General features: G+C 40.8%; 9 protein-coding genes. 6 read left to right on the forward strand and 3 right to left on the reverse strand.

The features are described from left to right. Positions 1-129 precede the first annotated feature (129 nt). Positions 130-924: a putative porin gene (locus tag CWB85_RS19435; protein ID WP_138555765.1), complete on the forward strand. Its 795-nt coding sequence runs from the start codon at positions 130-132 to the stop codon at positions 922-924. Between the two features lie 85 nt (positions 925-1,009). On the opposite strand, the gene CWB85_RS19440 is transcribed toward CWB85_RS19435, so the two are convergent. Then, positions 1,010-2,857, reverse strand: coding sequence for a M2 family metallopeptidase (locus tag CWB85_RS19440; RefSeq protein WP_138555766.1), 1,848 nt, complete (start codon positions 2,855-2,857; stop codon positions 1,010-1,012). 181 nt (positions 2,858-3,038) lie between these two features. Here CWB85_RS19440 and CWB85_RS19445 point away from each other — a divergent pair, with 181 nt between their 5' ends. Then, positions 3,039-5,315: an acyl-CoA dehydrogenase gene (locus tag CWB85_RS19445; protein WP_138555767.1), complete on the forward strand. Its 2,277-nt coding sequence runs from the start codon at positions 3,039-3,041 to the stop codon at positions 5,313-5,315. A gap of 101 nt (positions 5,316-5,416) precedes the next feature. Here CWB85_RS19445 and CWB85_RS19450 read toward each other — a convergent pair whose 3' ends face one another. Beyond that, on the reverse strand, positions 5,417-5,857 hold the full coding sequence (locus CWB85_RS19450) for a hypothetical protein (RefSeq protein WP_016707682.1): 441 nt from the start codon (positions 5,855-5,857) through the stop codon (positions 5,417-5,419). Between the two features lie 140 nt (positions 5,858-5,997). After that, on the reverse strand, positions 5,998-6,966 hold the full coding sequence (gene cysK, locus CWB85_RS19455) for a cysteine synthase A (RefSeq protein ID WP_016707680.1): 969 nt from the start codon (positions 6,964-6,966) through the stop codon (positions 5,998-6,000). A gap of 438 nt (positions 6,967-7,404) precedes the next feature. Here cysK and CWB85_RS19460 point away from each other — a divergent pair, with 438 nt between their 5' ends. From CWB85_RS19460 to pgsA, 4 genes are all read left to right on the forward strand, one after another. After that, entirely contained in the window at positions 7,405-8,556 is a 1,152-nt protein-coding gene (locus CWB85_RS19460; RefSeq protein ID WP_138555768.1) for a dicarboxylate/amino acid:cation symporter, read from the forward strand. Between the two features lie 109 nt (positions 8,557-8,665). Then, a complete protein-coding gene (gene uvrY, locus CWB85_RS19465; protein WP_016707677.1) occupies positions 8,666-9,316 on the forward strand; it encodes a UvrY/SirA/GacA family response regulator transcription factor in 651 nt (216 codons plus the stop codon). 9 nt (positions 9,317-9,325) lie between these two features. Further along, positions 9,326-11,149, forward strand: coding sequence for an excinuclease ABC subunit UvrC (uvrC, locus tag CWB85_RS19470; RefSeq protein ID WP_138555769.1), 1,824 nt, complete (start codon positions 9,326-9,328; stop codon positions 11,147-11,149). Positions 11,150-11,191: 42 nt separating this feature from the next. After that, positions 11,192-11,737, forward strand: a complete 546-nt coding sequence (gene pgsA / locus CWB85_RS19475) for a CDP-diacylglycerol--glycerol-3-phosphate 3-phosphatidyltransferase (RefSeq protein ID WP_138555770.1) — start codon at positions 11,192-11,194, stop codon at positions 11,735-11,737. Positions 11,738-11,973: the final 236 nt, after the last annotated feature.

An 11,973-nucleotide genomic window follows, 5' to 3' on the forward strand; every position in this document is an offset into this window, starting at 1 on the left:
TTTACATTTTCATAATTAATACAATTACTTAGTTAAGTTTCCATTCAGTTTGTTCGCGTTAGCATGTCCCCGTCTTAGCCAATCGGTTAAAACATGTAGCAATCAACAATGTAAAATAGGGAAATCTTTATGAAAAAATTAGCAGTTATTATTTCGAGTATTCTTCTTTCAAGCGCCGCGACTGCTGCGGACAACTATCAGTCAATTAGCCATTTAGGATATATGGATACTGATGGCAATGACAAAGTGAGCATTGATTCAACGTATTACTTCTCTCCAAAAACGACTTTAGGTCCTTACGACCAATTCGAGTATATCAATAAGCAAACTAATGTTTATGGTGCATACAGCGATGATGATTTAAATGATGTAGCTACCATTGGTGGTGAGTATTTTTTACAAGATTTTGTTGTAGGTGCTGAGTACAGCAATAATGACTTTGACGCTGGTTCAAGCACAGACGAAATTAAACTGTCTGCGGGTTACTTCTTTAATCCAAATCTTCTTTTAAAAGCAACGTTTATCGATGTTGAAGATGGCGAAAATCGTGTTTTATTTGATTTAGCATACAACCACCAGTTAAACAGCACAGATTACATCGGTTTCACCGTAACATCTGATGACGAGTTTGATTACCGCGCCGTGAACGCTAAATACTTCATGGATCTTAAGCAAGGTAACTTCCTAACTGTTGAAGGTACTGTATCAGATGATGATAATCGCTCATCTTCATGGGAGTTAGAATCTAACTACTACTTCACTAAAGCAACATCAGCGTTTGTTACATTTAACAAAAACGATGATTACACGTTTGGTGCTCAACATTTCTTCAACAAAAATGTTGGTTTAAAAGCAGGTTACGGTAATAACTGGGATGATTCTGGTTATGACGCTTACTTTGCAAATGTAAGCTTACAGTTCTAATCAAACTGTAAATTTAGTACTGCAATACTAAAAAAGCCCGCTCAATTGAGCGGGCTTTTGCATTTTTGCTATTTAACTAGTTTACTTACCAACCACATTGACGGCCTTTATTTTGCTCATCAAGGTATTTTTGCAGTGGTGCAAAGTAATCAAGTAGGGCTGTTGCATCCATTTCAGGCTTACCTGTTATGGTGGCTAATGCTTCTTGCCAAGGGCGGCTTGAACCCATTTCTAGCATCGCATTGAGTTTTTCACCGGCTTCTTTAGAGTTATATACTGAACAGCGATGAATGGCTTCTTTGTTACCAGCAATTTCACATAAACTACGATGAAAATCAAACTGTAAAATATGCGCTAAGAAGTAACGGGTATACGGTGTGTTACCTGGCACATGGTATTTTGCACCTGGATCAAAGTCAGCTTCGCTTCGTGCGATAGGTGCTTTTACACCTTGGTATTTTTCACGTAATTCCCACCATGCCTTATTGTAGTTTTCAGGCGTTACCGCACCAGAGAATACTTGCCAACGCCATTGATCCACAAGTAAACCAAATGGTATAAACGCGACTTTATCCAGCGCCATTTTCATCAGTAAGCCAATGTCTTTTGATTCATCAGGAACTTGCTCTAATAAACCAATTTCTTTTAAGTAACCAGGCGTTACCGAAAGCGCAATGGTATCGCCAATGGCTTCGTGGAAACCGTCGTTAGCACTTTCTTGATAATAAAGCGGTTGGGTGTTGTAAGCGCGTTGATAAAAGTTGTGACCTAACTCATGATGAATAACGGAGAACTCTTCACCAGTACGCTGAATACACATTTTTATGCGCAGATCGTCTTTGCTGTCTATATTCCACGCAGAGGCGTGGCATTGAACATCACGATCAGCAGGCTTGGTGAATAACGAACGTTCATAAAAAGTCTCAGGTAGAGGTGCAAAGCCCATTGATGTAAAAAATTTCTCAGCGCCTTGCACCATTTTTAGTTCATCGTAGTTATGCTCGGCGAGTAATGCGGTGACGTCATAGCCAGGATCGGCATTTTCAGGCGCAACGACATCGTAAATATTGCCCCATGTTTGTGCCCACATATTACCTAATAAATGTGCAGGAATTGGTTGATCTTGTGGTACTTTATCTTCGCCATACTTTTCACCCAACTTGGCACGAACATGACAATGCAGCGAGTCATACAGTGGTTTTACTTGGCCCCAGATACGATCAAGCTCTGTTGCAAAGTCATCCGCTGGCATATCGTATTTACTACGCCACATTGCGCCTGTGTCAGCATAACCAAGCTCTTTAGCACCTTCATTGGTTAACACAACTTGCTGCTCATACAGTGGTCGCATTGGCTTTGAAACCTGGCGCCAGCCCTGCCATAAATCGAGCAGCTCGTTGTAATCACGACTGGTGGCCATTGTTGCTGTCATATCACCAAGGCTTAAACAGCTACCGTCGTCTTTACAGTATTTTCCTTTACCGTACATACCGCCAAGTTCAGCCACAAGCTGTGATAATTTTGCTGTTTTTTCGGCATCTTGTGGAGCAGGTAAAGTGAGGGCTAATTTTAATTTATCGAGCTTACGACGAGCATCGTAATCAAGCTCAAGTGAGTCAAACCGTGCTGCTTCGTTTGCTAGACGAACCACCGCGGCGGTCATTTTACGGTTTACTTCTGCGGATAGTGCCGAGGTATCATGTGTAATAAAGTTTGCGTAAATCCATTCTGCGCGGCTGGATTCTAAGTATAGCGCGCTGAGCTCTTGCTCTGTGGCATCTAAAAAAGCTTGTGCATCGTTTGCAGTTACCAGTGCTGGGCCAGTAGCAGCTTGTGCTGGAGTGTTATTTGCTTCTTGGTTACAGCCAGTTAATGCCAATGTACTGGCAACCATTATCGCGCTCAGACTGCGCTTAAAATGTGGAGTAGTCATGTTGACCCTTATATTTGTTATTTATCGCATAGGATAATAGCAGCGTCTCTATGTTAGGCAAACTATATCAAGAATTGGTGTTACTATGCAGGGCAATGCAAGTTTACAGTGACATTGTATTTATTAAAGGATCGGTCATAATTAAGCCAATGCATTTCATTAATTAATAAGGATAGTTTTCATGTCAGTATTTATCTTGTTACTGGTGGTCGTCATCGTTATTTTTGCGGTCAAAGATATTCGCTTAAATTTAGTTAGCCGCCCGACATTTAAAATGTTTAAAAAAGTACTTCCGCCGCTTTCGCAAACTGAGCGAGAGGCGATGGAAGCCGGAGATGTGTGGTGGGATGGAGAGCTGTTTAGTGGTAATCCTGATTGGCAGCTATTACATAGTTACCCAAAACCCGAACTTAGTGAGAAAGAACGAGCATTTTTAGACAACGAAGTCGAAACACTATTAGCAATGCTTGATGACTATCAAATAGTGCAAAAAGATAAAGACTTGCCAAAAGAGGTATGGGATTACTTAAAAACGCAGGGGTTCTTTGCGATGATTATTCCAGAAAAATTTGGTGGTCGGCAGTTCTCAGCAATCGCAAACTCGACCATAGTTGCTAAAATTGCGACTAAAAGCTTAACCGCCGCTGTAACCGTTATGGTACCTAACAGCTTAGGCCCGGGTGAATTGTTATTACATTATGGTACCAAAGAACAGCAGCAACGTTGGTTACCCAGTTTAGCTAATGGTCAAGATGTGCCTTGTTTTGCACTTACAGGCCCAGAAGCCGGTTCAGATGCAGGCAGTATTCCTGATTCTGGTGTGGTCTGTAAAGGTGAGTTTGAAGGTAAAGAAGTGTTGGGCCTGCGCTTAAATTGGTCAAAGCGTTATATTACACTTGCTCCTGTGGCGACAGTTCTTGGTCTTGCTTTTAAAATGTATGATCCGGATGGCTTACTAGGTAAACAAAAAGAACTTGGTATTACCTGTGCGCTGATCCCCACAGATCACCCAGGCGTTGAAACCGGAGAGCGTCACTTTCCTCTTAATATGGCGTTTATGAATGGTACAACGTACGGAAAAGATGTATTCATTCCGCTTGATTGGATCATTGGTGGTCAACAAGGTGCTGGGCGAGGCTGGCGCATGTTGGTCGAATGCTTAAGTGCAGGGCGTGGTATTTCATTACCTGCGCTTAGCAGTGCAACAGGTCACTTATGTGCTCGAATGACATCTGCGTATGCCACAGTTCGCCAACAATTTGGTGTATCTATTGGTCAGTTTGAAGGCGTACAAGAAGCACTGGCACGTATTGGCGGGCTTACTTATAGTTTAGAATCATGTCGTTTAATGACTGCAGGCGCAATCGACCTTAAATTAAGCCCGTCTGTGGTCACGGCTATTGCTAAATACCATATGACCGAAATGGGTCGTACAGTGATGAATGATGCAATGGATATTCATTCAGGCAAAGGAATACAAGTTGGACCAAATAACTATTTAGCCCATGGCTACATGGGTATTCCGGTCTCAATCACAGTTGAAGGGGCAAATATTTTAACCCGTAATTTGATGATTTTTGGTCAAGGTGCAACACGTTGCCATCCATTTGTACTCAAAGAAATGGAAGCTGCGGCAATGGAAGATGATGATTTAGCATTAAAAGAGTTCGATGCACTGTTGTTGCAACATATTATCTTTGCAGCTACTAACGCGGGTATGGCATTTGTGCACGGCCTAACCCGTAGCTATTTTGCAAAATCGCCGGTATGTGGTGCTACAGCACGCTATTATAAGCAACTTGGAAGAATGAGCCGTGGGCTTGCGTTTAGTACTGATGTAGCTATGTTAGTCCTTGGTGGCGAGCTTAAACGCAAAGAGATGATTTCAGCGCGTTTAGGTGATGTGTTAAGTCATTTGTATTTGGCATCTTGTGTTCTTAAACGTTTTGAAGATGAAGGACGTCAACAGGCTGACCTGCCTTTTGTTAAATATGCGGTGGAGCTATCACTGTTTGAAATAGGCCAAGCATTTGACGGCTTCTTTAAAAACTTCTCCAACCCAGTTGTTAATTTCATACTTAAACGTATCGTATTTCCGCTTGGTAACCACTACCAAAGGCCGAGTGATGAGATTGCACAAGAAATCTGTGAGCATATGACTCAACCCGGGGTATTTAGAAATCGTCTAACCCATTTATGTCATGTGGACGAAAATGCAGGTACAGGGATGATGGAAAATGCCTTTATAGCCATGCATGATACAAGCGCGGCATTCAAACGATTGAAAAAATGGCAACGTGAGGGCACGCTTAATCGTAACCATGATATTGAAACTGCTATTAACAGTGCACGTAAAAAGCAGTTGATCACTGATGAACAAGCAGAAAAACTGCACGGAGCTAATAATTTACGTAAGCAAGCCATTGCAGTCGATAATTATAAAGCGGGTGAATTATAACTTTAGGGTAATTGATTTACGCCGAAATAAAGAAAGCCTTGCATCTGCAAGGCTTTTTGTTAATTAACCAGCGCTAAGCTAGTTTTGGTAATTACTACTTTTTAACGTGCAAAGGGATCGGCATTAATTTTATCAACATACCAATTGCCTTTTTTACGGACCATTTTTACGCTGCGCATATCATCGACTTTATTGCCATTAAACTGGCCAGTAAAAATTAAGTTGATATTAGCTGTCTCACCGTATTGCTCTCTTAAGCTCATATTTGTCATATCAACTTCAATCACCACGCTATCGTATTGTAAGTTGACTAAATTACGAGCAAACTGCTTGGATGTACCATATGACATCATGATCCGCGCCATTCTTGGGGTGGCCATCGTACTGGCTTTAGTAAGATCTTGTTCGTTATAAAGTGTATCAAAGAACAGGGCAGCACTATTTCCTGGCGTGTTTTTCTCACCTCTTGGTGTATCGTCATTGCCGCAGCCACTTACTAACAATAAAAATGTAGCAGCAAATAGAGTTAAAAATAATTTCATTAGATAAATAGACTTATTAGTGATGATTTAGTGTGTGATGAAATGTGGCAGATGTAAAGTTTACGATAAAAATTAGTGCGGTTAAGGCAATAAATAATAAAAAAGGATGCATTTTGCATCCTTTTATAAAAGCAATAATGTTATTGAACAAGTTCTTGCTCAGAAAACTCTTCAGCAAAAAGTGGGCTTGATAAATAACGTTCAGTTGCACTTGGCAAGATAACCACGACATTTTTACCTGCATTCTCAGGCAACTCAGCAATACGCTTGGCTGCTACAACCGCAGCGCCTGATGAAATACCAACTAAGATACCTTCATCTTTCATAAGCTTGTGAGCCATTTCAATGGCTTCTTCGTTTGAAACAAGTTCAGCACCATCGATGACACTGAGATCTAAGTTACCCGGGATGAAACCTGCACCAATCCCTTGAATTTTATGGGGACCAGGCTTAATTTCTTCCCCCGCTAAGGTTTGGCTGATAACAGGTGAGTTTGTCGGCTCTACAGCGATTGATTTAACATCAAGGCCTTTTTCAAGTTTCAAATAACGGCTAACCCCGGTAATTGTGCCACCAGTACCAACGCCAGCGACGAAGAAATCAACGTTACCGTCAGTTGCTTCGAAGATTTCAGGACCTGTTGTTTCAAAGTGAATTTTTGGATTTGCTGGGTTTTCAAATTGTTGTAATAAAATGAATTTTTCAGGATCACTGGCTTGAATTTCTTTTGCTTTTTCAATTGCGCCATTCATGCCTTTCGCCCCATCTGTTAATACTAAATTCGCACCGAGTGCTTTTAGCAATTTACGACGCTCAAGACTCATGGTATTTGGCATTGTTAGGGTTAGTTTGTAACCACGAGAAGCCGCTACAAACGCAAGTGCAATACCTGTGTTTCCTGACGTTGGTTCAATCAATTCTTTATCTTTAGTGAGTTGGCCTGATTTTTCAGCTTCCCAGATCATTGATGCACCGATACGGCATTTAACACTAAAACTAGGGTTACGAGATTCAACTTTAGCAAAAATATTACCAGTAGTTACACGGTTTAGCTTTACTAATGGTGTATTACCAATACTGAGTGAGTTATCTTCAAAAATTGTAGACATAATGTTCCCTTAGGTGCAATTTATTCAATCGGGACCGATTTTAAGTAATCGATCTGTAATAATGACACTTTACTGCTGTATTAAAAAAACTAAAGTAAAGTTTGGCTATAAGATATATCTATTCGACTTATAATTGAATGAAATAAAAACAGCTTAGTTCTATAGGTTTAGTCAAGTCACCATCCGGTTGCTAGTAAACCTGAGCAGAAGAAAATGAGTATGCGTTAGGTCATGTTGCTTAAAGATAGCTAATCGACACTTATTTTGACCGCTGCGAAGTGATGAGTTTATATTCTTACGGCGAGGTAATTAGGCTGGGTGTTAAATGATAAAAGTGATGGTATTTTGTGCAAACAAGCTGCTATTTAACGGTTTTATGATACAAGTAATTAAAAACATGTTAAAACCACATCCACCAAAATTTATAAAGTGATCACAATGACATTAATATTAAAATTAATTGCCGGCATATTGGGCGGTATTTTAGTGGGTCTGTATGTTCCACTGACTGGAGTTGAACTCCTATACACAATAAAAGAAATAATTGGCCAGTTGATCACTTTCACGATTCCGTTGATTATTTTGTTCTTTATTGCTTCGGGTATCGCGGGTTTACCAAAAGGTTCGGGTCACTTACTTGGCAAAACCGTTGGCTTTGCTTATGGTTCAACGGTTATTGCTGGCACGCTAGCAGTCTTGGCTGTTAGTGCGATTATTCCGCTGTTCGATGGCGGCTTAACCTTTGAAGCGGAAGTCGCCACTGAAGTAGCCAGTTTTATTGATTTAGAGATCCCCCCTCTGATGGGTGTGATGACTGCACTTGCGACAGCATTCGTGTTTGGTATTGGTATGAGCCAGTTGCAACTAGAAACGCTGAGAAAAGTATCAGATCAAGGTCGTGACGTGATTGACGGCTTATTAGCAAAAGTGATCATTCCAGCCTTACCTTTTTATATTGCAGGTGTATTTGCTGAAATGACGGTCGCAGGCACAGTTGTTGATACCTTGCAAACATTCGGTATCGTGTTAATTGCGGCACTTATTATGCACTGGGTTTGGCTAAGTATTCTTTATATCGGCACCGGCGTACTATTAAAGCGTAATCCTGTTGAATTAATTAAAAATATGCTGCCAGCTTATTTCACGGCCTTAGGCACCATGTCTAGTGCGGCGACAATTCCTGTATCGCTGCGTTCGAGCAAGGCAAACAATGTAAAAGAAGATGTTGCTAATTTTACTGTACCACTGTGCGCCACTATACATTTGTCAGGTTCAACTATTACTATTGTTACCTGTGCTATGGCGGTGATGTTTTTATCACCTAACATGGATGTACCTTCACTATTTGGTATGTTGCCATTTATAATGATGTTAGGTGTTGTGATGATTGCAGCACCGGGAGCTCCAGGCGGTGCCGTGATGTCGGCATTAGGTTTGTTAACCAGTATGCTAGGGTTTAACGAAGGAGCTGTGGCGTTGATGATCGCACTTTATCTGGCACAAGACAGCTTTGGCACCGCGTGTAATGTTACCGGCGATGGCGTTATAGCATTGTGGGTAGACCGCTTTAGTGAAAAAGCATCATCTTAAATTTAGTTATCTGAGACGATATTAGAGTTATCGTTTCAGATTTTCTGTGTTAGTGTGCTGTATTAAGTTGTCACAATGACATGCTGTTAGGTTATATGAGGGTGTCCCATTGATTAACGTACTTTTAGTTGATGACCATGAACTCGTACGAACGGGTATCAAACGTATTTTAGATGATGTTCGTGGGTTTAAAGTAATTGGTGAAGCTAAAACAGGTGAAGAGGCTGTGCAATTTTGCCGCCAACACTCGCCTGATATTGTGCTAATGGACATGAATATGCCAGGTATTGGCGGATTAGAAGCGACTAAAAAGATTTGCCGCTATTGCCCAGATGTGAAAATCATTGTGTTAACAGTGCACTGTGAAGATCCATTCCCAAGCAAAGTCATGCAAATTGGTGCCCATGGTTATTTAACCAAAGGAGCTGGCTCTGACGAAATGGTGAACGCTATTCGAGCCGTAAATGCAGGACAACGCTATATTGCTCCAGAAATTGCGCAACAAATTGCTTTAGCGCAAGTCACAGGTCGCACAGATGAAAGCCCATTTCAAAGTTTATCTGAGCGTGAGCTACAAATTATGCTAATGATCACTAAAGGTGAAAAGGTACAAGATATAGCTGAGCGCCTTAATCTAAGTTCTAAAACAGTGAATAGTTATCGCTATAGAATGTTTGAAAAGCTCAATGTTGGTGGTGATGTAGAACTTACCCATTTAGCTATTCGCCATAAGATGATTGACATCGATAGCGCTCATTAGTCTTGCCCCATGGCAGAATTTGATCACGTACACTTTCTAAAGACACTATCAAGCGATCCTGGCGTTTACCGGATGCTTGATAGCGACAACAATGTTATTTACGTCGGTAAAGCGAAAAACCTGAAGAAACGTGTCAGCAGCTATTTTCGAAGCAATGTCACCGATGGTAAAACGCGTGCACTGGTTAGCAATATTAGTGATATTGATATCACGCTCACTAACACCGAGACTGAAGCTTTACTGCTTGAAAATAATCTAATAAAAAAATACCAGCCTCGCTACAACATTTTATTACGCGATGATAAATCCTATCCTTATATTTTATTAACGGCACACAAACATCCTAGATTGGCGTTTCACCGTGGTAGTCGCAAAGTAAAAGGCGAGTATTTTGGCCCATTTCCAAGTGCAGGCGCTGTTTCTGAAAGCTTGCGATTAATGCAAAAAATATTTCCAGTTCGCCAATGTGAAGATGCCTATTATCGTGCTCGTAGCCGGCCATGTTTGCAATTTCAATTAAAGCGCTGCTCAGCACCATGCACTGGCGAAGTTAGCGATGATGAATATAGCCAGCAAGTCGATTTTGTGAGAAAGTTTTTAGCTGGTAAATCACATGAAGTTATCGCCTCTCTCATTACTAAAATGGAAGCTGCTAGCCAAGCGTTACAGTTTGAACTGGCTGCGAAAATACGCGACCAAATAATGTTACTGCGTAAAATGCAAGAGCAGCAGTCAATCTCAGGCAATTATGCTGAAATGGATGTGGTGGGCTTTGCTCACCTCAATGGCCTAAATGGGATTCATTTATTGATGATCCGTGATCATAAAGTGCTGGGCAGTAAAACCTACTTTCCTAAAGTCCCAAAAGATTCACAACAGCAAGAAATACTAGCATCATTCCTTGGTCAGTATTATTTAGCGCCAGGTGCAACAGGGCGCATAGCAAAAGAAGTGATTTTGCCCTTTGCGATTGATGAAGCAGATGTGCTGGGTGAGGCGTTAAGTCAAATAAGTGAGAGAAAAGTCACTTTAAAAACCGTCACACGCGGTGAGCGTGCGCAATACTTACAACTTGCAAATAAAAATGCACTTAATAGTATTACCGTGAAGCAAAGCACCCAAGACTCAATTAATAAACGCTATGCTCAACTAAAAGCAACGTTAGGCCTTGATGATATTAGCCGTATGGAGTGCTTTGATATTAGTCATACCATGGGTGAGAATACTGTGGCCAGCTGTGTGGTGTTTGATTCCCAAGGGCCTAACAATAAAGAATATCGTCGCTTTAATGTGACAGGTATCACTGGTGGTGATGATTACGCTGCAATGGAGTTTGCATTAAATAAACGTTACAACAAGTTAGTGGATGAAAATAAAATTCCCGATGTGATTTTTATCGATGGTGGTAAAGGGCAGTTATCACGGGCTGAGCAGTATTTTTCTACTTGGCCTCATGCAAAAATGCCATTACTAGTTGGTGTTGCAAAAGGCACCAGCCGAAAACCTGGGCTGGAAACGTTATTAATAGATGGTGGACGTAAAACAATCCCAATGGACTCCGATGCTCCAGCACTGCATTTAATCCAGCACATTCGTGACGAATCGCATAGATTCGCAATTGCAGGGCATCGTAATAAGCGGCAAAAACAACGTACACAATCATTATTAGAAGAAATAAGTGGGGTTGGCTCAACGCGACGCCAAACATTATTAAAATTTTTAGGGGGCATGCAGGGAGTAAAAGCTGCTAATATAGATCAATTGAAGCAAGTACCTGGGATCAGCTCTGACATGGCTGAGAAGATATTTAACCATTTGCATGACAAGGGCTAGCCCTTCATGCGAATATAGCAAAAAAGACATCCTCAAGTAGTTATGTGGAATATTCCAAACACACTCACAACATTTAGACTTTTTCTTATCCCCATTTTTTTGGTGATATTTTATTTGCCTTATTCATGGGCTTTCTTTGCGGCTGCCTTTATTTTTTGGTTGGCATCAATAACCGATATTCTTGATGGTTATTTAGCTCGTAAACTTGAACAATCAACACCTTTTGGTGCATTCCTCGATCCTGTAGCAGATAAAGTTATGGTCTGTGCTGCATTAGTTGCACTGTCTAGTTATTATCAATCAATGTATATGACTATTCCTGCATTAATCATTATTAGTCGTGAGATTGTGATTTCAGCTTTGCGCGAATGGATGGCCGAGCAGGGCAAAAGAGGTAATGTCGCCGTATCAAATATGGGTAAAGTAAAAACGGCAGCACAAATGTTAGCCATTATTGGTTTGATTTGGCAGTACGATACTTGGATGATGTATTTAAGTTATGCCTTATTGTACATTGCTACCTTCTTAACCTTGAGTTCAATGCTGCAATATTTGATGGCAGCATGGGGAGAATTGACTAAAAATTGATTGTAAACGTCTAATAACGCACCGTTTTAGATAAAAAATAATCAAACAGTTCAAAACTAGCATTTTTTGTATTGACGCGTTTAATAATCTCTGTAGAATGCGTCCGTGTTGAGAGGGCATAGCCCCTTAGATAAACCAAGTAGCACTGGTTAAGTTGTTAGAATGTTATGAAGCGACATTGTTGCACTGATATAATAATAGCTTACAAGTATTAAGCGGCACTAGCTCAGTTGGTA

It is taken from the genome of Pseudoalteromonas sp. S1727 (genome assembly GCF_005886375.1).
GTDB classification, from domain to species: Bacteria; Pseudomonadota; Gammaproteobacteria; order Enterobacterales; family Alteromonadaceae; genus Pseudoalteromonas; species Pseudoalteromonas haloplanktis.